Origin of the sequence: Streptomyces sp. BR1, assembly GCF_052373795.1 — a bacterium.
Classification (GTDB): Bacteria; Actinomycetota; Actinomycetes; order Streptomycetales; family Streptomycetaceae; genus Streptomyces.
Window position 1 is genome coordinate 418251 of sequence record NZ_CM126252.1, and the last position, 19535, is coordinate 437785.

Below are 19535 nucleotides of genomic sequence, written 5' to 3' on the forward strand. Positions count from 1 at the left end.
ACTGAACCGACACCCCCGCCCGGCACCCCATTCCCGGGCGGGGGCTCCACGCGCCCCGACCCTACCGACCAGTAGCAATTATTCGATCACCCGTTCGACCTCTCAAGCTGCCCTCGACGGTCACCGCACATACGCTGGTGTTGCCGGTCTCGGGCGTGGCGCGCGAGGTCGCGCAGTCGTGCACTCATATCTAGCATCGTTGACGCCGGGACAACACTCCCGCAACATACTTTCCGTCCGGATGGGCACTCTTGTGCGAGAAGACGGCAGTGGCTTAGGTGGGACAGTGCACCGAAAGAGCCCCGGAGTTGGGGAATCGACCATGCTGACAAGGCAATTCACCGAAACGGAAGCGGACGATCTGCTTCGATGTATCTGCTTCAAGACAGGACCACCCCGCTACGTAGGGGTGGAAGTGGAGTGGCTCGTCCATGATCTGCACGACCCCCGGACCCCTGTCCCGCACCATCGACTCGCCGACGCCTACGACTCGTTGAGAGCGCTGTCCCTGCGGTCGGCACTCACCGTCGAACCCGGCGGCCAGCTGGAGCTCAGCTCGCTGCCCGCCACGAACCTCATGGAGTGCGTCGACTCCGTATCGGCCGATCTGACGGCTGTCCGGAGCGCGCTGCGCACCAGGGACCTCACACTCACCGGACTCGGCCAGGAACCGTGGCAGCCGCCGCGCCGGTTTCTGCACGACCCCCGGTACGACACCATGGAAGCCCACTTCGACCGGACGGGACCGGCCGGGCGCGCCATGATGTGCTCCTCCGCCTCGGTCCAGGTCTGTTTGGATGCCGGGCACGAGGAGCCGGGGCCGCTCGGATACGGGCGCCGCTGGCGGCTGGCGCATCTGCTGGGCGCGGTCCTGGTGGCCGCGTTCGCCAACTCCCCGTACCGGCAGGGCAGACGCACCGGTCTGCGGTCCTCCCGGCAGGAGGTGTGGACGGAGATCGACCCCGTGCGCGCGCTCGCGCCGCCGCTGGACGCCGAGCCCCGGGCCGCCTGGGCCGCGCATGTCCTGGACGCGCCGGTGATGTGCCTACGCACCGAGGAGGGCCCGTGGACCGCGCCGGACGGGCTCACCTTCCGTGAGTGGCTGCGCACGGGCGTCCCGCGCAGACCCACTCGCGAAGACCTCGACTACCACCTGACCACGCTGTTCCCGCCGGTCCGGCCGCGCGGCCATCTGGAGCTGCGCATGATCGACGCGCAGCCGGGCGAGGACGGCTGGATCGTGCCGCTCGCCGTGACCACCGCGCTCTTCGACGACCCGGCGGCCGCCGAGACCGCCTACCGGACCGTCAAGTCGCTTGCGGAGCGAGCTGGTTCACTGCCCGCGCCGCGCAATCCGCTCTGGGCCGACGCGGCCCGCTGGGGGCTCGCGGACGCCGAGCTGCGGGAGGCGGCCGAGCTCTGCTTCGCGGCCGCGCTCGACGCGCTGCCCCGGCTCGGTGCCACCGCCGAGGTCAGCGGGGCCGTCGCCGCGTTCATGGACCGCTATGTCGCACGGGGCCTCAGTCCCGCGGACGACTTCGCCGCGCTCGCCCCTGGGAAGGACCACCACTCATGACCGCCCCCGAATCGACCGGAGCGGACCTGACCGATCCGGAAGCGCTCCGGAAGCGCGCCATGGCGGCGCTCACGACCGCCCGGGCGCGCACCGCCACGCTCACCTCCTGCGTCGACGACCACGACCTCACCGCCCAGCACTCGCCGCTGATGTCCCCGCTGGTGTGGGACCTGGCGCACATCGGCAACCAGGAGGAACAGTGGCTGCTGCGGGCCGTCGCCGGGCGCGAGGCGATACACCCGGAGATCGACTCGCTGTACGACGCTTTCGAGCACCCGCGCGCCACCCGGACCTCACTGCCGCTGCTCTCCCCCGCCGAGGCGCGCCGCTACGCCGCCGATGTACGCGGCCGGGCGCTGGACGTGCTGGAGTCCACCCCGCTGGAGGGCGGTCCACGTCTGGTCGACGCGGGCTTCGCCTTCGGGATGATCGCCCAGCATGAACAGCAGCACGACGAGACGATGCTGATCACCCATCAGCTCCGCAAGGGCCCGGCCGCGCTCGCCGCGCCCGAGCCGCCGCGCGGGTCCGTCACCGGTCTACCCGCCGAAGTCCTTGTCCCCGGCGGCCCGTTCACCATGGGCACCTCCGCCGAGCCCTGGGCCCTGGACAACGAGCGGCCCGCGCACCACCGCATCGTGCCCGCCTTCCACCTGGACACCACCCCGGTGACGTGCGGCGCGTATCTGCACTTCATCGAGGACGCCGGCTACACCGACGAGCACTGGTGGGACCCCAAGGGCTGGGCGATGGTGCGCCGGCACGAGCTCACCGCGCCGCTGTTCTGGCGCCGCGAGGGCGGGCAGTGGCTGCGGCGCCGGTTCGGGATGACCGAGCCCGTACCGCTGGACGAGCCGGTGCTCCATGTGAGCTGGTACGAGGCCGACGCCTACGCCCGCTGGGCGGGGCGGCGGCTGCCCACCGAGGAGGAGTGGGAGAAGGCGGCCCGGCACGACCCCGCCACCGGCCGCTCCCGGCGCTATCCGTGGGGCGACGCCGACCCCACCACCGAGCACGCCAACCTGGGCCAACGCCATCTGCGCCCGGCTCCCGTCGGCGCGTATCCGGCCGGTGAGTCGCCGCTGGGCGTAAGGCAGTTGATCGGCGACGTGTGGGAGTGGACGTCGAGCGACTTCATGCCGTATCCCGGCTTCGTCGCCTTCCCCTACCGCGAGTACTCGGAGGTGTTCTTCGGGCCCGACCACAAGGTGCTGCGCGGCGGTTCGTTCGCCGTGGACCAGGTGGCGTGCCGGGGCACCTTCCGCAACTGGGACCTTCCGGTGCGACGCCAGATCTTCGCCGGGTTCCGGACCGCGAGGGATGCCTGATGTGCCGTCATATCGCCTACGCCGGACCGCCGCTGGCGCTCGGCGAGCTCCTGGTGAGCCCGCCGCACGGCCTGTACCGGCAGTCCTGGGCGCCGCGCCGGCAGCGGTACGGGACGGTCAACGCCGACGGTTTCGGCGTCGGCTGGTACGCGGAGGGCGACCCGGTGCCGGGCCGCTACCGCCGCTCCGGGCCCATCTGGGCCGACCCCTCGTTCGCGGACCTCGCCCGGGTGGTGCGCACCGGCGCGCTGCTCGCGGCCGTACGGGACGCCACCGAGCCGGGCGCGGACGGCGAGGCGGCGGCAGCGCCCTTCGCCTCCGGGCCCTGGCTGTTCAGCCACAACGGGGCGGTCAAGGGCTGGCCCCGCTCGGTGGCCCCACTGGCCGCCGCGCTGCCCGCCGAGGAGCTGCTGAGCCTGGAGGCCCGCTGCGACTCCGCGCTGGTGTGGGCGCTGGTGCTGCACCGGCTGCGGGCGGGTGACGAGATGGGCCAGGCGCTCGCCGACACGGTCGCCGAGGTCGACGCGGCAGCTCCCGGATCCCGGCTGAACCTGCTGCTCACGGACGGCGAGACGATCACGGCGACGGCCTGGGGCGACACCCTGTGGTACCTCGCCGAGCCGGGCCGCCGCACGGTGGTCGCCTCCGAGCCCTACGACGACGATCCGCACTGGCACGAGGTCCCCGACCGCACCCTGCTGGCCGCGACCCGTACCGATGTTCTGCTGACCCCCCTCAAGGAGCCTTCCTCGTGCACGAGTTCCACCCGTTCCAGCTGACCCGCACCCTGCCCGAGGACGCCACCGGGGCGGCGCTGCGCGCCGACGTGCTGCACGGGCTGACCGGTACGCCCAAGACCCTGCCGCCCAAGTGGTTCTACGACGCGCGGGGCAGCGAGCTCTTCGAGGAGATCACCCGGCTCGACGAGTACTACCCGACCCGCGCCGAGCGGGAGATCCTCGCCGAGCGGGCCGTGGAGATCGCGGCCGCGTCCGGTGCCCGCACCCTGGTGGAGCTGGGTTCGGGCTCCTCCGAGAAGACCCGGCTGCTGCTCGACGCGCTGCCGGACCCGCTCACGTACATCCCGGTGGACGTCAGCGAGAGCGCGCTGACGGGGGCGGCGAAGGCGCTCATCGAGGAGCGTCCGAAGCTCGACGTGCACGCGCTGATCGCCGACTTCACGCGGGCGCTCGACCTGCCGTCCACTCCCGGGCCGCGCCTGGTCGTCTTCCTCGGCGGCACGATCGGCAATCTGCTGCCCGCCGAGCGCGCGGAGTTCCTGGCCTCGGTCGCCGCGATGATGGCGCCCGGCGACAGCTTCCTGCTCGGCACGGACCTGGTGAAGGACGAGTCGGTCCTGGTCCGGGCGTACGACGACGCGAGCGGGGTGACGGCCGAGTTCAACAAGAACGTGCTCGCCGTCATCGACCGCGAGCTCGGCGCCGACTTCGACCTCGACGACTTCACGCATGTGGCGCGCTGGGACGCCGAGCACGAGTGGATCGAGATGCGGCTGCGGGCGCGCGCCGAACTCACCGTGAAAATACCCGAGTTGGACCTCGTCGTACGCTTCGAGGAGGGTGAGGAGATGCGTACGGAGATCTCGGCGAAGTTCCGCCGCGAGGGGGTGCGGGCCGAGCTCGCGGCCGCCGGTCTGACGGCCACGCACTGGTGGACGGACGCCGCCGGCCGGTTCGCACTGTCGCTGGCGATCCTCGGGAACTAGTACCGACGTCCACCCGGTCACGGGAACAGCAGCGCGGTAATCCGCAAGGAGGCCGTCCTGGCCGCCGTCTTCGGGTCGCTGCCCGTGAGGACGGCGGTCATGTACGGCTTGATGGGGTTGTCGGCCTCGACGGCGGCCCACTGCGGCGAGTTGGGCGTGGCCCGGCCCTGGGCCGCGCCCCGGGCCATCGCGGCCGTGCCCGCCTGACCGTCGACGGCGGCCGCGAGGGCGGGCTTGTTCGGCACATAGCTCATGGTCGCGGCGAGGTCCTGCTGCCACTTCGCGCTCACCAGCTCCTTGACGACCTCGACGGCCTCGGTGCGGTGCCCGGAGCGCTTGGGCACGATCAGGTCCGAGCCGCCGGTGAAGACCGCGCCGGGCTTGGACGCGGTCTTGCCCGGTACGGGGAAGTAGCCGAGCTTGTCGGCGAGCGCGGGGTTCGCCTTCTGGATGGCCTTGGCGGTGCCGGGGACGGCGATGATCTGGGCGACCTTGCCCTTGGCGAAGACCTCGGCCTGCGGGGGCGTCGCCTCGTCGGCGTTCTTCGGCCCGTTCCCGAGCGCCTGGAGCTGCTTGTAGTACGCCATGCCGCGCAGGGCGGCGGGCGTGGCGAGGGTGCCGGTCCAGTCGCCCGCGCTCTGCTGGGCGAGCTCACCACCCTCGTCCCAGATGAACCCGGAGAGCGTGTACCAGTCCTGTCCGGCGAGGTAAATCCCCTGTGTACCACCGGAGTTGAGCTTGTCGGTGTCCGTCAGCCACTCTGCGCGGGTGGTCGGCGGCTTGGTGATGCCGGCCGCGCCGAAGAGGTCCTTGTTGTAGATCACCACGCGGTTCGCGGCGTACCACGGGATGCCGTACTGCACCCCGTCGACGTTGCCCGGCTGGGCGAGGCCCGGCAGCCAGTCCCTGCTGCCCCAGTCGCGCAGCGACTGAAGGGTGAGGTCGAGCAGTCCGCCGCTCGCCGCGTACTGCGGGACCTGGGTGTTGCCGACCTCGATGACGTCGGGCGCCTCGCCCGACTTGAGCGCGGCGCCCACCTTCTGGCCGATGCCGGTCCACTCCTGGATCTTCACGTTCAGCCGGACCGAGGTGTGCGCCTTCTCGAAGTCCCGGGTGAACCGCTGGACGAAGTCATCCGAGGCGCTGTCCTTCATCAGCCATACGGTGACGGTCGTCGTGCCGTCCCCGCCCGTCCCCGGCAGAGCGCCGCAGCCGCCGAGCGCGAGGGCCGTGACGAGCACGACGGGGGCATGGAGGTAGCGGTTCTTCACGGCGGTCACCTTCTGCGTCATGGCACGGGCAGTCATGACCCGACGTGGGGGAAGCGCAGTCGGCTGGTTCGGGTGTGGCCGATTTTGGTCTGTACCAATGGTCCGGTCAAGCCCCGTTACGGAACCGACGCGGCGGCCGACGCCTCGCGAAGCGGGCCGAGGTGGGGCACGGTGGAGGGACGCGACGAAGAGGAGTGCACCTCCATGTCCAACCACACGTACCGCGTGACCGAGATCGTCGGCACCTCCCCCGAGGGCGTCGACCAGGCCATCCGCAACGGCGTCGCCCGCGCGGCCCAAACGCTGCACAACCTCGACTGGTTCGAGGTCGTGCAGGTGCGCGGCCAGATCGCCAACGGGCGGATCGAGCACTACCAGGTGGGCCTGAAGGTCGGCTTCAGGCTGGACGACAACCAGGCGGTGTGAGCACCCGAGCCGCCGAGGTTCAGGTCCGCCCCTCCCGCTCCTGCGCGTCCTTCAGCGCCTCGGACGCGGTGGCCCAGCGCGCCCGTACGACCCGGAAGCCCGCCCGTTCGGCGGCGTCGCAGACGAGCTCGTCGTCGTCCACCAGCATCCGGACCTCGCGGGTGCGGCCGAGGCGGCGCAGGGTCTCCAGTTTGGTGGTGCGGGCGGGCCTGCGGTCGGCGCTGGGGCGCATATGGATCGCGCCCTCGGGCAGCCCCTGTCCGGCGAGCCAGGTCCGGGTGTCCGCGCGGCAGCGCTCCGGCCTGCCGGTGAGGTAGACGACCTCGCACTCCTCGGCGGCCGCGAGGCAGAGCGCCACGCCCTGCTCCAGGGGCGGGTCGGCGGGCGCGGCGGCGAAGAAGCCGTTCCAGTCGCGTTTGGCGCCCTCCAGGAAGTGCTGGCGGTGCCCGCTGTCCGCGAGGGTGCCGTCCAGGTCGAACACGGCCAGTGGCCTGCTGTTTTGCGTCATGTGGTCCACCCTAGGGAATCCTGGCGCCGCACAGACGTTGAACCTTGTGTGAGCTCAGTGATCGCGACCACGCGCTTCTCCGTCCTGGACCGCTCCCGTATCCGCGCGGGACACGACGGCCCCGAGGCCCTGCGGGACACCGTGGCGTTCGCCCAGGAGGCCGAACGGCTCGGCTACCACCGCTTCTGGGCCGATCGTACACCCTGTTACCCATAAAACAGCAGGTCAAAGGCCCCGGCCAGCGCACGGGGGGAGCGCCAACCGGGGCCATGCCCGCACCCCACCAGGGGACCACTGCCACGGGGAACCGGCCGATGGGGAGCGGGAGACTCAGACGGGAAGCGGCGGGATCTCCTGCTTTCCCTCGTTCAGCTCCAGGCGGCGCACAAGGGCCACGTCCTCGTACCTCCGGGCGAACGTCGGGTGACCTGTGCGGCCGGTGTGGCTCATCATCGCGAGGTCAGCGGCCTTCAGGTCTGGCGTCGCGTCCAGCGTCCACGTACAGCCCCCGTCCAAGCAGCGTGCCGACACGGTGACCTCTCCGCGCGGGTGCGTACCGATCGCGTGCTTTACGGGCCGGATGACAGCGCGGGTCACAGCTCACCCCGACTGGCCCGGAAGCACTCCACATGCCAGTACGCAGCCGTAGACCCTCCCGACGTACTGACCGCCGTGACGCGTCGGCAGCGGTCAAGGCTCTTGATCTGCTTCCGGCACCTGGGGCACGTCTCGCCCTCCGGGGCGTAGGTGGTGTACTCCCAGCCCCGCGCGTCCGTCTCGGTCGTCGCCATCGTCTCGCCGTCCCCTCGCAGGTCGTTACCTGACGACGGTCCGCCCCCAACGGGCCTTGTTCAATTGGGAGTTTGGGCAGCGAGCGAACGGAACTCACATTTACGCAGGCAGGCGCATCACGGCCGACAACTCCCGCATCTCTGGCGTCAACGTCCGGCGACGCTTGACCACCTTGGAGAGGATGTCAGCGGCGAACCGCTGGTTCGGCAGCCACTCGGGCGACTCGTCGCGGATCTCCACCAACTTGGCCACGGCGTCACCGTAGTTGCGCATCTCAACATGGGCGTTCGCCACGTCGAGCCGGTGCCGGTTCCAGTTGTTGGACGTCGGGCGCAGGCCACCAGCGGGTACCCGCTCCGCCAGCCTCAACACCTCGTCCGGCCGCTGGACCACAGATGCGTTCTCGGCCCGCTTCATGGCCACTGTGACGGGCCCGAACGTCCGCAGGAAATCGCCGTCCGGGGCGTGTTCGCGTCCCAGCGCCACGGCCGCCGAGTGAGCGAAGCGCAGCGCGTCGGCAGCGTCGCCCGGCCGTCCGTCGCGGACGCTCGCAGCGGACACCCGCAGCAGCGCCCAGCCCCACGCGCTCAGTTCGTCCGGGGTCGCACGGGAGAGACGCGGCTCTAGATCATCGGCCCACTTCACGGCCAGCTCGCGGGCCGCGCCCAACTTGCCCTGACGCAGCAGCAGCCAGCACAGCGTGTTGACCGTCGCCGCTCCCTCCAGCTTGTCCGCCGAGTCGTCCAACGCGCGGTGCAAGGCCACGTCTGCGGCCTCGAACTGCCGTGTCTGGACCATGAGCCACCCGGCGAGCTGCAACAGTCGCACGCGGACGCGTCGGCCCTCCGGGCCCAGCGCCTCGGCCTCCCGCAGCAGCGGCGGCAGCATCACAGCCAATGCCGCGAACTGATCACCCGCGAACAGCGGTTCCGTCTCCCGCAGCAGCGCCCGTACGCCCTCCACGGTCGGCGGGGCGTCCAGCTCGCCCACGTCGAGCGGCGGACCCAGCAACGCGCCGCGCACGCCCGCCCAGCGGTCCACGGTCGCCGCGTCCGGGTTGCCGTCCTCGGACCGGTCACCCTGTAGAAACGTCGTCGTCGTACGCAGCGGCACGGCCAGCTTGCGCAGGGTCTCAAGGCGGGGCGTCTTGCCCCGTTCCTGCTCCAGGTCCTCGACCGTCCGGCGTGACACCTTGGCGGCCTTGGCAAGCTCGCCTTGTGTCAGCCCTGCGCGCTTGCGCAGCTCCCGCACACGTGCCCCGATAGTGCTCATAACCCGCAGGGTACGCCGCCGATAGCCGCCGCGCAGGGGCCCCCGGCGGACGGCCTAACGGGGCGCGAGACGGACCCGCCGAGCCGCCGCATGTCCCTACGTCGAGTTGCGCTCCACCGCGTCTTGGGAGCCTCGCCAACTCGCCCTCCTCCAAGGGCTGTCACGATTGCCGGCCCGACCGTGACAGTTCCCCAACTCGCAACAGAAATAGGCCCCGAACCTCCCACAGCGGGGAAGGTTCGGGGCCTTGTCATGCTCGGCGGAAGCGCGACGCCCACGCCGCATTACGGTCCAGAGTCGCGCGCCGGTACTGCGGGTCAGTGCCGTACTTCTCGCGCCTCGCCGTGTTGTGGCAGTCGCGGCACTCCGGGCGGCGGCCCTCCGGGTAGCGCTTCGAGCGCATCCAGTGGAAGCCCTCCGGCGGGAGGAATAGGCCACAGCGGCAACAGGGCTTCACGCCGACCACCCCTTGCCGCTCGCAGCGTCACGAGCCCCGGGCGTACTCCCGTCAGCGAACAGCGCGGCCACATGCTCGGCCTGCTCCCGCTGGTGCTCGGGGCATCGGCACGTCCACATGGTCCCCGGGCACGCCCCACCAGCGACATCCTGACTGGGCCTCAGCTTCCTACGCCTCGCCATCAGTGCCCCCACCGAGCGCCAGCGGCCTTACGCGCCCAGTCCGAGCGCGCGTCATGCATCGTCAGGTCGCCCCCGCCACTGTCCTGTTCGTCGGGGACGATCGACGCCAGTAGGCGCGAAGCCTCGACGCGATGCCGCCGGGCCTCTGCAACGGCGGGGTGCAGCTTCATGCCGTCCCGCGTCTTCTGCGTCAGCCCCTCGGCCGTCGCCAGCGCGGTCAACTCTGCGTCAATACGCTGGTGTTCGGCCACTGTCTCCAGAATGGTCCGGTCGATCTCGTCCAGCTCGTAGAGGGCTGACAGCGCCTCAATGTCGATCATGAAATGCCCTCCTCGGGCTCGTTACTCACAGTGGCCACGCGGGCCTTGGATGTGGGAAATGGTTCTCGATGCGGGCACGCAGAGAGCCGCGCTATCCTCAGCCGGACGGGATCGCCACCGGATCGAGGGTCACCCCCCACCCCCTCCGGGCCCTCTCGGTCACCATGAGTGATGGCAACCCGCGAGCCGCGAGCGCTGAACGCACGCGCAGTCAGCCAGCGAGCGCGACGCTGACAACACATCAACTCGACTTCGTGCGAGCGATCAAACGCGACAATGGCGCAACGCGATCACAACGACCCAACTCAACTGCGCACGCTGCGCGGCGCATTGCGAACTCTCGCCAACAGCGCGCGCAACCGACGCAACACCAACGCGCTGATGCTCAGCTCAGGCACGCGCGTACGCGTCGCGCAGCTCAGTAAACAACTGCCAATCCTCGCGGTGCATTTGCTCATAGCCGTGAGCCAGGTCGATAGCCTCGGCCAGATACTCAAGTGAACGGGCGTCAGTCTCAGCGCAACGCCCCGGCGCGGCCCCGCTCTTGACCACCGTGCGCGCGATTCCCTCCCAGTGCAGACACCGCCCGCCGCAATAGCGGTGGGTTACCTGTCGCCCGTCCCGCCGGTAAGTCACCCCCGGTGCAAGCCGGGTACAGCCAGCGCGCCGACATGTAGAAGCTCGGTTCGTCATGCTCTCAACTCCCGTGCATGGCCCGCCGGTATCGGCGTGGCCCCGTAGCTGCTCGCCCCCGATTTGGACGGCCCCGCCGCCGAGCCCTCCCCAACAGCAAAGGGCGGGGCACCAATTCAGCACCCCGCCCCCTCAGTTGGCCCCCGCCGGGAACCCTTACGCCTTGACCTTGAAAGCGATCATGCGGTTAGCGTCCAGCACAGCCGAGCCGCAGAACGAATCCACAATGGAGACATCGGACTTGACGCTGGCATCAAAGTCCTTCGTGACGCGAAGCGCATAGCCGTTATAGGTCTGCCCGGCAGAATGACCCGCCCCCTCGGACGCGGACGGCGCACGGTTCGCGAGGGCGAACGCAGTGCGGTGGTAAGCCACAGCGCCCTCAAGGAACGGCGAGACAACCACACGGAAGCCAAACAGCTTGCCCATCTCAGCCTGAGTCAGCGCGTCATCCCCGCCCGCCTCATTGACCTTCTGGAGCTGCTCGACATTCAGGAGCATTTCCTGAACTGCCGGGCCCACAGCAAGGAATCGGTCCGCGTGGTCAATCTCCCGCTTCGTGAACTCCGCAGCGGCCTTGGTGATCCAGGACAGCGGCCTCTCGGCCTCCGGGTCAATCTCCGTCGAACCAGCGGCCTTGGACTGCGTGTTCAGGAGCTTGGCCAGGTTCTTCTCAACGTACTTCGCCACAGCATCAGTCTGCGGCACGAGCACCTGTGCGCCGTAGTTCGCTACGTCCAGGGAGCCCTGACGGGTTGTAATCTTCGCGGCGTCGGTCGGTTCGTCGGTCAGCTTGACCTCGACCGCTCCCTCTTCCACGTCGACATAGTTCGTGGTGCCGCTGTAGTTGGCGGCGGTGCGGCCCTTTGGAATGCGGACACGCACAGTGTCGCCACGGCCCCCGGTAAAGGAACTCTCAGCGTCTCGGAATACCGTCGCTCCAAGCACGGTCTTACTAGACAGCAGGCCCAGCGCGGCGGCGACCACGCTGTCAATCTCAAACTTGTTTCCAGCCATGGGCTGAACTCCAATCAAAATACAGTTACTTGGCGCAGCAGTCAGCGCCCGAAGCGAGCGGCACGAGCCTTAGCGGCCAGGTCCTCCGCAGCCGGGCGGTGTTCCGCGTCGGTGTGGGCACGCTGCACCTGCCCGAGCATTAGCAACAGCTCTTTCCGGGAAGACCTCTTAAGGAGCTGGCCCCTAATCCGCTCCGCCCACTCAGCAGGCGTCGGAGGGCGGGCAGGCTCAGCCATTGCGGCGAGCGTCAGTGATGGCGTTCAGATCACGCACCACAGTGCGGATACTCTCGGCGGCCTCATCGCCGGTAACGTCGCCAGCGGCCAGGAGATCAGCGGCGAACAGCTTGTGAGCGTCGGCACTTTCGAGCGGGCCAGCGACGCCAGCGCGGACCTGACGGATAGCGAACTCGGCGTCCTCGCGCAGGGTCTCAAGGAAGTTGATGTCAGACATGGGGGCCTCTTTCGTAAGGGAGTTAGGAACGAACGAAAGGGCCCACCGGCATGGATCTCTCCACACCGGTGGGCCCTCCACCTATACGATTTCGCAGCGGAATTACTCGCTGGCTTGATTCCGGGCACGGTATGCAGCAACCAGCGCGGCCGTCTCCTTCGGGGTGGTCGTCGCCGTCTGCACCGGAATGCGGAACCCCCCACCCCTCCGCGCCATCGCGCTACTTGCAGGCGGATTACAGGGACGCCGGGTCGCAACTGATGCGGAGCGGACGCGCGGAATCGTCCGTCCAACGTCCAACCCTCGCGGCCAATCAGCGCAACGGGCCCGCGCCCATTCCTCGTGCTCCCGTATCTCGTCCTTCCGCGAACCGCGCTCCTGTGACTGCCAATTGCCCAGCACGCCAACGCCGGACGACGCCAGGTCACCCACCGCCGCCGCGTCCGACTCCGACTCCTCGACCACGTACCCGATCTGCCGGTACGGGGTCTCTCCGTCCCGCCGCTCGCGGTCGTGGCGATCAACGGCGTTGCGCTCACGGGAAGTCAGCGGTACGCCGTACCGACCATCGTCCGGGCCAAGGAGAGAGTCCGCCCGCTTCGTGGCCGGAGGATGGCCGTAGCCGGTCGGCGGAGACTCCATCAGGTCGCGGAGGCCGGTACCGGTGATCGCGGCCCGTAGGCGGGCGTCCTCGGCCGCGTACAGGGCCTCGTCGGCCACCCGCCACAGCAGGTCCAACAACCGGTCCAGGAACCGCAGCCGTGCCGCGTACAGGGTCAGCGGCGGCCAGTGTGCCGGATCATCCATCCTCTTCGGGCCAGGCTTGCGGCGCACGACAGCACGCGCCGCGCGACCCCGCGCGATGTTGCTGCACCGGTCCGTGCAGTACCGGCGCGGCCGTCCCGCCCCCGGCGTCCGGGTGAAACGGGAGCCGCACTGCGCGCAGTGGGGGCGGATGTCGGGAAGGGTCTCGGTGGTCATGTTCTCTCCGTCTCAGGGCATGGAAAAGGCTCCGTCGAGTTGACGGAGCCTCGGGTTTCGGTGGTGCAGCAACTCGCCCTCGTTCAGGAGGTGTCACGATTGCCGGCCCGACCGTGACAGTTCCCCAACTCGGTGCAGGAATCAGCGGGACGGGCCGCCCGCGCTGCTATCGCTCGCACCCGGTACGCCGCCTGTCGGCAAGCATCCGAGCAGTACCGGCGACGACGGCCCGGCACTCCTCCGCCGACCGGCTTGCCGCACCCCTTCCGCTGGCACGGCACCTCGGCGGCATACGGGGCGTCACACTGCCTGCGCCACACGGCCGCCGAATGCTCATCCCGGCAGTCATCACAGCGAACGGCCCGCCCGTCCTCCACCTGTGCCTCATCGCCGCAGTCTCGGCATACGAGGTAGCGCGGCCCGCCAGCTCGACGGCGGCGTGCATCCTTCGCCAGGTCCTTGCATGTAAGCGAGCAATACAGCTTGTTGGTTCGGTAGTTAGGTATCTGCGCGTCACAGTGTCCGCACAGCCCGCGCATCCTGCGCATCGGGATCTCTCAATCTCGCCCTCTCGGGCGGTTGTTACGTATCGCAGGAAAACCACCCCTCTGGTTCTACTTCCTCTAGAGCTAGTTGGAGAAAGAAGAGATGAAGGGGTGGTTTTGCTGAGCTTCGTAACGTCCGGGGTCAGCGTGCGCGGGAGCGGCGGGCCCGCTGTCGGCAGGTCGCACCGCAGAATCGGCGGACGCGGCCACCGCCGGGGGTCTGAGTGACCGGAGTGCCGCAGTTCGGTCCCTCGCAGCGCGGCGGCACGCTGACCAGTGCTTTTAGGGTCGCGGAGAGCCCATCGACCGCCCGCTGTGCGTCCATCGCGTGCGGTATGACGTCGTCGTCCCGCCGGTCAACCCACGCGCTGACGACATTGGCAATCGCGGCGCTTGCCTCCTCGGCGGCCCGCTCCACCTCTCCAAGTCGGCTGGTCTGGATGCTCTGGATCGTCTCTCGCTGCGTCACGTTGTTCGCCTTTCGTCGTGGCTTCCGGGACCCTCTGTGGCGCAATTCGATTGCGTGACCAGAGGACAAATGAAGAGACCCCCAGCGCGGGCCGGGGGTCGGTCGTAGATGTTCAGTGGCGGCCGGGGTACGCCCGCCGTCCGATGGGTTGAGTGGGGGCGGGGGTACCGCCTCTCAGGGGCGTTAAGTGGGGGCTGTGACACCCCGCCGCGTCTGAGGTAAGCGCGGGCGGTCACAGCCGCTCAGCAGCCCCAGGAACGGCAAAGGGGCCGCCCCGGAGTGCCAGACTCCAGAACGGCCCCACGGGGCCCGCAGACGGCCGCTCAGCGGCTCACGCTTCCCCCGCCTGCCTCGCCTTCGTCTCACACTCCGGAGAGCACCAGCGGCGACGCGGGCCCTTGCGCCAGTTCGGCACGGGCAGCGTGCATACGTCGCACTCCCGGCGGCCCGGCGGTGTCGGCGGGGTCAGCTCGCCCGCCTCCATGGCCTCGGCGTACCGCTGCCACCACGCAAACAGCACGCGATCGTGGCGGGCGGCGCGGGCACACCACGCCATCGCTTCGGGGGACTCTTGCTCACTCATGCTGCGGCCTCCTCGACAGTCGCCCAGTGGATCGCGGTGCGAGCCTCGCCGTTGAACGGTAGGCCGGTGTTCCCCTCGTCGGCCTTGCACACGGTCACGCGGTCGATGGCCAACCGCAGCAAGTCGCCCTTGTCGGCCTCGCTGGCGGCCTCCCACAGGCCCCGGAAGTGGCCTGAGTCGGTGAACGCGGTCAAGTCCACAGCGGGGCCGCGCAGTTCGGCTAGCTGCTCCTCGGCTGCCGTGAGCCGGTTCTCTGCCTCCTGCTTCGCGGGGAGCCGGTAGCGCGCGGATCGGCCCTTGTAGAACCCTGCCCGGTCGTCGGCGTGGAACGCCTCTAGCGCCGCCTCGGCTGCCTTGACGGCCGACAGGGCCTCCCGGATGGCCGTGGTCTCCTTCGGGGCGTGGAGGGCCTGCCAGCGCTCCGCCACGACGACCATGAGCGGGTCGCCCATCTCCAGCCCGCCGAGTCGGCCCGCCCACTCCGCGAACACGTACCGCTCGATCGCGCTGCGGTAGACCGACGCCGGGGCCTTGCACGCCCCACCCTGCGGCTTGAGCTGACAGCGGTAGTTGGGGCCGTCGGCCACCATCTTCAACCCGCACGATGCGCAGTACAGGAGTCCGGCCAGCGGGTACCAACGTCGGCCCTGTGACTGTTCCTTGGGGCGGACGATGTGTCCGGCCAGCGATGCCCGCGCCTTCTCGGCGGTCTTCTCCGGGATCATCTTCCGCACCGTGCCGGGCTCGACGCAGCGCACCGGCTTGCCCTTGTCGTCAAGGTACTTGGCGGGCTTGTGGCTGTTGCCGGATGCCACGGTGAGCCACCCGCAGTAGACAGGGTGGTGGACGATGCGGCCGATGGTGTTCGCCCGCCACGTCCCGCCGGACGGGGAAGGGATGCCCGCAGCGTTGAACTCGATGGCCAGCGCGCGGGACGACGTGCCCCCGGCGATGCTCTTGAAGATCCGGACGATGACCGCCCACGGGGTCAGCTTCTCGCCCTTACGCCGTTTGGTGTCCGGTGACACCTTCCGGGTGACGGGGTCGACCACTACGCCGTACGGGGCCTTACCGAGCCACTTGCCCTCGCGCTGTTGCCGGGCCTTGGTCGTCTTCACGTTGTGGCTCAGCCGCTGGGAGTACTCGCGGGCGTCCTCGGCGCGCTGGATGATCCAGCGGCGGTCACGCTCGATGGAGCTGTCTAGCTGCTCGTAATCGAAGATCACCCGGGCCTTACCGAGGATGGGCCCGATGGCCTCGATCCCCTTCCGGCTGAACCGGTCCAGCGCAGCGCACCACAGGGCCGGGACCTCACCGTTTAGGACAGCGTCCATGGCGGCGTCGTACTTGGGCCGCTCGATGTCCGACCACGCCGACAGGTTCTCTTTCCAGACCTTGCGGACCCGGTAACCCTCCTGGTCCGCCCACTGGCGGCCCCGGTCCTCTTGGGCCCGGATGGAGAGGGCGTGCTCTCCCTCCCGGACAACCTTGGACTTCCGGAGCAAGAGGTCTACCTCTGGCCGGTCGTCCGTCTTCCTCGCGCGCATGTATCTAGCCTCTGACCTGCGCGTTCGGCGCGCATCCCGGGTGGTAGCAGGGTGCGCAACCGACCTGGGTCTCCGAGCACCACAGCGTCCCCGGCGTCGCGGGCTCCGCCCCGACCGTGCTCGCCGCCGCTGTCGCCGCCGCGACCTCGACGATCCGGGTCGGTACGGGCGGGGTCATGCTCCCCAACCATCAACCCCTCGTCGTGGCCGAGCAGTTCGGGGTGCTGGAGTCGCTGTTCCCCGGGCGGATCGACATGGGCCTGGGCCGCTCGGTCGGGTTCACGGACGGGATCCGCAAGGCGCTGGGCCGCGACAAGGAGGACGCCGACGCGTTCCCGGGTCAGCTGACCGAGCTCCTGGGCTACTTCGACGGAACGCAGAGGGCCCATCCGCAGGTGCACGCGCGCCCCGCCGAGGGCCTGCGCGTCCCGGCGTTCGTGCTCGCCACCGGCCAGGGCGCCCTGCTCGCCGCCGAGGCGGGGCTGCCGCTGGTCATCGCCAATGTGCGCGGCGAGGACGCGATGCTGCGGGTCATCGACGACTACCGCGCGGCCTTCCGCCCCTCGGCCTGGAGCGAGCGCCCGTATGTGGTGCTCTCCGGAACGGTCGCGGTCGCGGCCACCACCGAGGAGGCCCACCGCGTCCTGCTCCCCGAGGCGTGGTCGACGGCGTACTCGCGCACCCGGGGCGCGTTCCCGCCGCTCTCCCCCGCCGAGGACATCGGGGCCGTGACGATGACCGACCGTGAGCGGACGCTCTTCGAGGAGGCGCTGCGGGGCCAGATCCACGGCACCGAGGACGAGGTCGCCGACGCCCTGGAGAAGCTGCTCGCGCGCAGCGCGGCCAACGAGTACCTGGTCACCACGAGTACGTACGACCGCACGGCCATGCTCGACTCCTACCGCCGGCTTGCCCGGCTCGCGGGCCTGACCAGCGCATCCGCCTAGAATTCCGGTATGCAAAGCCCCGCGCGACCCGACACCGAGCCATCTGCCCGCGCCCACGATCCGTACGTACGGGTCCGGGGCGCACGCGAGCACAATCTGCGCGGGGTCGACGTGGACATCCCCCGGGACGCGCTGGCCGTGTTCACCGGTGTGTCCGGCTCGGGCAAGTCCTCGCTCGCTTTCGGGACGATCTACGCGGAGGCCCAGCGGCGCTATTTCGAGTCCGTGGCGCCGTACGCGCGTCGGCTGATCCACCAGGTGGGCGCGCCGAAGGTCGCCGAGATCTCGGGGCTGCCGCCCGCCGTCTCCCTGGAGCAGCGCCGCTCCTCGCCCACCTCGCGCTCCTCGGTCGGCACGGTCACCACGCTCTCCAACTCGCTGCGGATGCTGTTCTCGCGCGCGGGCACCTACCCGCCGGGCGCGCCGCGCCTCGACTCGGACGCCTTCTCGCCCAACACGGCTGCCGGGGCGTGCCCCGAGTGCCAGGGCCTCGGCCGGATCCACCGCACCACCGAGGAACTGCTGGTCCCCGACCCTTCGCTGTCCATCCGCGACGGTGCGATCGCCGCGTGGCCGGGCGCCTGGCAGGGCAAGAACCTGCGCGATGTACTCGACACGCTGGGGTACGACGTCGACCGGCCCTGGCGCGAGCTGGATCAGAAGGACCGCGACTGGATCCTGTTCACGGACGAGCAGCCGGTGGTCACCGTGGACCCGGTGCGCGAGGCGGGCCGCATCCAACGCCCGTACCAGGGCACGTATATGAGCGCGCGCCACTATGTGATGAAGACATTCGCGCAGAGCAAGAGCGCGACGCTGCGGACCAAGGCCGAGCGGTTTCTGACCAGCGCCGAGTGCCCGGTGTGCGGCGGGGGGCGGCTGCGGACGGAAGCCATGGCGGTCACCTTCGCGGGCCGCACGATCACCGAGCTGGCGGCGCTTCCACTCAACTCCCTTGCCGAGGTGCTGCGTTCGGCCGACGGCGGCCCCACGGCCGATGTCCTCACGGCCGATCTGCTCGGCCGTATCGCGCCCGTCGCGGAGCTGGGTCTGGGCTATCTGAGCCTGGACCGGACCGCGCCCACGCTCTCGGCCGGTGAGCTCCAGCGGCTGCGGCTCGCGACCCAGCTGCGGTCCGGGCTCTTCGGAGTGGTGTACGTCCTGGACGAGCCGTCGGCGGGGCTGCACCCGGCCGACACGGAGGCGCTGCTCACGGTCCTGGACCGGCTGAAGGGCGCCGGGAACTCGGTGTTCGTCGTCGAGCACCACCTCGATGTGGTGCGGCACGCGGACTGGCTGGTGGACGTGGGCCCGCGCGCCGGTGTGCACGGCGGCCAGGTGCTGCACAGCGGTCCGCCGCAGGCCCTCGCCGAGGTCGCCGACTCGCAGACCCGCCGCTTCCTCTTCGACCGCTCGGCCGGGCCGGTACGGGAGGTGCGCGAGCCGTCCGGATGGCTCACCGTCGGCCCGGTCACCCGGCACAATCTGCGCGGCCTCGAAGCGCGGCTGCCACTAGGGGTGTTCACGGCGGTGACCGGCGTGTCGGGCTCCGGGAAGTCCACCTTGGTGGGCGCGGTCACCGAGGAACTTCCGGGTGTGGGACGGCTGGTGACGGTGGATCAGAAGCCGATCGGCCGTACACCCCGGTCCAACCTCGCCACGTACACCGGACTCTTCGACGTCGTACGCAAGCTCTTCACCGACACCGAAGAGGCGCGGGCGCGCGGTTACAAGGCGGGCCGGTTCTCCTTCAATGTCGCGGGCGGGCGCTGCGAGACCTGTCAGGGCGAGGGGTTCGTCTCGGTCGAGTTGCTCTTCCTGCCGAGTACGTACGCACCTTGCCCGGACTGCCATGGCGCGCGCTACAACCCCGAGACGCTGGAGGTAGCCCACCGGGGCCGCACGATCGCGGAAGTGCTGGACCTGACCGTGGAGGCGGCGGCGGAGTTCTTCGCCGACACCCCGGCCGCCGCCCGCAGTCTGACGGCGCTGCTCGATGTGGGCCTCGGCTATCTGCGGCTCGGCCAGCCCGCCACCGAGCTCTCCGGCGGCGAGGCCCAGCGCATCAAGCTGGCCTCCGAGCTCCAGCGCGGACGGCGCGAGCACACGCTCTATCTGCTCGACGAGCCCACCACCGGTCTGCATCCGGCCGATGTCGAGGTCCTGCTGCGCCAGTTGCACGGCCTGGTCGACGCGGGCCACTCGGTGGTCGTGGTCGAGCACGACATGACGGTGGTCGCGGGCGCCGACTGGGTCGTGGACCTCGGGCCGGGCGGCGGGGACGAGGGCGGACGGATCGTGGCGGCGGGGACGCCGCGCGAGGTGGCCGCGTCCGGGGCCGGACGCACGGCGCCGTATCTCGGCAAGGAGCTCAACGGCCGCTGAGCACAGGCGACTTGGGATCGTCGGCAAACAGCACGGAATGAATTGGTCTGGACCCTT

General features: G+C 69.9%; 18 protein-coding genes and 2 pseudogenes. 9 read left to right on the top strand and 11 right to left on the bottom strand.

What is annotated here, in order from left to right; translation table 11 throughout:
* Positions 1-322: 322 nt before the first annotated feature.
* Genes egtA through egtD form a run of 4 tightly spaced genes read left to right on the top strand, consistent with a single transcriptional unit; the run spans position 323 to position 4630 of the window.
* Entirely contained in the window at positions 323-1576 is a 1254-nt protein-coding gene (egtA, locus tag ACT1U9_RS01895; RefSeq protein ID WP_444536602.1) for an ergothioneine biosynthesis glutamate--cysteine ligase EgtA, read from the top strand.
* Positions 1573-2904, top strand: coding sequence for an ergothioneine biosynthesis protein EgtB (gene egtB / locus ACT1U9_RS01900; RefSeq protein WP_444536603.1), 1332 nt, complete (start codon positions 1573-1575; stop codon positions 2902-2904). The genes egtA and egtB overlap by 4 nt, the downstream gene beginning before the upstream one ends.
* The gene (egtC, locus tag ACT1U9_RS01905) at positions 2904-3683 is read left to right on the top strand and encodes an ergothioneine biosynthesis protein EgtC (protein ID WP_444536604.1); all 780 of its coding nucleotides are present in this window, start codon (positions 2904-2906) and stop codon (positions 3681-3683) included. The genes egtB and egtC overlap by 1 nt, the downstream gene beginning before the upstream one ends.
* A complete protein-coding gene (gene egtD, locus ACT1U9_RS01910) occupies positions 3656-4630 on the top strand; it encodes an L-histidine N(alpha)-methyltransferase (protein WP_444536605.1) in 975 nt (324 codons plus the stop codon). The genes egtC and egtD overlap by 28 nt, the downstream gene beginning before the upstream one ends.
* 17 nt (positions 4631-4647) lie before the next feature.
* On the opposite strand, the gene ACT1U9_RS01915 is transcribed toward egtD, so the two are convergent.
* Positions 4648-5901, bottom strand: a complete 1254-nt coding sequence (locus ACT1U9_RS01915; RefSeq protein ID WP_444538982.1) for an extracellular solute-binding protein — start codon at positions 5899-5901, stop codon at positions 4648-4650.
* Positions 5902-6105: 204 nt separating this feature from the next.
* Between ACT1U9_RS01915 and ACT1U9_RS01920 the strand changes: the two genes are divergently transcribed.
* Positions 6106-6327: a dodecin gene (locus ACT1U9_RS01920; RefSeq protein WP_188272636.1), complete on the top strand. Its 222-nt coding sequence runs from the start codon at positions 6106-6108 to the stop codon at positions 6325-6327.
* A gap of 19 nt (positions 6328-6346) precedes the next feature.
* Here the strand turns inward: ACT1U9_RS01920 and ACT1U9_RS01925 are convergent, their stop codons facing one another.
* Positions 6347-6835: a phosphatase domain-containing protein gene (locus ACT1U9_RS01925; RefSeq protein WP_444536606.1), complete on the bottom strand. Its 489-nt coding sequence runs from the start codon at positions 6833-6835 to the stop codon at positions 6347-6349.
* Between the two features lie 48 nt (positions 6836-6883).
* Here ACT1U9_RS01925 and ACT1U9_RS01930 point away from each other — a divergent pair.
* Positions 6884-7024, top strand: a pseudogene (locus tag ACT1U9_RS01930) (LLM class flavin-dependent oxidoreductase); the annotation flags it as partial.
* Positions 7025-7165: 141 nt separating this feature from the next.
* Here ACT1U9_RS01930 and ACT1U9_RS01935 read toward each other — a convergent pair.
* The 3 genes from ACT1U9_RS01935 to ACT1U9_RS01945 all read right to left on the bottom strand — a co-directional run bounded on the left by ACT1U9_RS01935 (position 7166) and on the right by ACT1U9_RS01945 (position 9858).
* On the bottom strand, positions 7166-7432 hold the full coding sequence (locus tag ACT1U9_RS01935; RefSeq protein ID WP_444536607.1) for a DUF7848 domain-containing protein: 267 nt from the start codon (positions 7430-7432) through the stop codon (positions 7166-7168).
* A gap of 294 nt (positions 7433-7726) precedes the next feature.
* Entirely contained in the window at positions 7727-8899 is a 1173-nt protein-coding gene (locus ACT1U9_RS01940; protein ID WP_444536608.1) for a helix-turn-helix transcriptional regulator, read from the bottom strand.
* A gap of 638 nt (positions 8900-9537) precedes the next feature.
* Positions 9538-9858, bottom strand: coding sequence for a hypothetical protein (locus ACT1U9_RS01945; protein WP_444536609.1), 321 nt, complete (start codon positions 9856-9858; stop codon positions 9538-9540).
* A gap of 276 nt (positions 9859-10134) precedes the next feature.
* Here ACT1U9_RS01945 and ACT1U9_RS01950 point away from each other — a divergent pair, with 276 nt between their 5' ends.
* The gene (locus ACT1U9_RS01950) at positions 10135-10359 is read left to right on the top strand and encodes a hypothetical protein (protein WP_444536610.1); all 225 of its coding nucleotides are present in this window, start codon (positions 10135-10137) and stop codon (positions 10357-10359) included.
* 348 nt (positions 10360-10707) lie between these two features.
* Here ACT1U9_RS01950 and ACT1U9_RS01955 read toward each other — a convergent pair whose 3' ends face one another.
* From ACT1U9_RS01955 to ACT1U9_RS01980, 6 genes are all read right to left on the bottom strand, one after another.
* Positions 10708-11568 (bottom strand): hypothetical protein, encoded by an 861-nt coding sequence (locus tag ACT1U9_RS01955; RefSeq protein WP_444536611.1) that lies wholly within the window; start codon positions 11566-11568, stop codon positions 10708-10710.
* Between the two features lie 228 nt (positions 11569-11796).
* On the bottom strand, positions 11797-12021 hold the full coding sequence (locus tag ACT1U9_RS01960) for a hypothetical protein (RefSeq protein ID WP_444536612.1): 225 nt from the start codon (positions 12019-12021) through the stop codon (positions 11797-11799).
* 102 nt (positions 12022-12123) lie between these two features.
* The gene (locus ACT1U9_RS01965) at positions 12124-13002 is read right to left on the bottom strand and encodes a hypothetical protein (RefSeq protein ID WP_444536613.1); all 879 of its coding nucleotides are present in this window, start codon (positions 13000-13002) and stop codon (positions 12124-12126) included.
* A 687-nt stretch (positions 13003-13689) separates the two neighbouring features.
* Entirely contained in the window at positions 13690-14016 is a 327-nt protein-coding gene (locus tag ACT1U9_RS01970; RefSeq protein ID WP_444536614.1) for a hypothetical protein, read from the bottom strand.
* Positions 14017-14347: 331 nt separating this feature from the next.
* Positions 14348-14599 (bottom strand): hypothetical protein, encoded by a 252-nt coding sequence (locus tag ACT1U9_RS01975; RefSeq protein ID WP_444536615.1) that lies wholly within the window; start codon positions 14597-14599, stop codon positions 14348-14350.
* Positions 14596-16104, bottom strand: a complete 1509-nt coding sequence (locus ACT1U9_RS01980) for a recombinase family protein (RefSeq protein WP_444536616.1) — start codon at positions 16102-16104, stop codon at positions 14596-14598. Before ACT1U9_RS01980 ends, ACT1U9_RS01975 begins: the two co-directional genes overlap by 4 nt.
* A 107-nt stretch (positions 16105-16211) precedes the next feature.
* Between ACT1U9_RS01980 and ACT1U9_RS01985 the strand changes: the two are divergent.
* Together ACT1U9_RS01985 and ACT1U9_RS01990 are read left to right on the top strand one after the other, a co-directional pair.
* Positions 16212-17093: pseudogene (locus ACT1U9_RS01985) on the top strand (MsnO8 family LLM class oxidoreductase); the annotation flags it as partial.
* Positions 17094-17102: 9 nt separating this feature from the next.
* Positions 17103-19478: an ATP-binding cassette domain-containing protein gene (locus tag ACT1U9_RS01990; RefSeq protein WP_444536617.1), complete on the top strand. Its 2376-nt coding sequence runs from the start codon at positions 17103-17105 to the stop codon at positions 19476-19478.
* Positions 19479-19535: the final 57 nt, after the last annotated feature.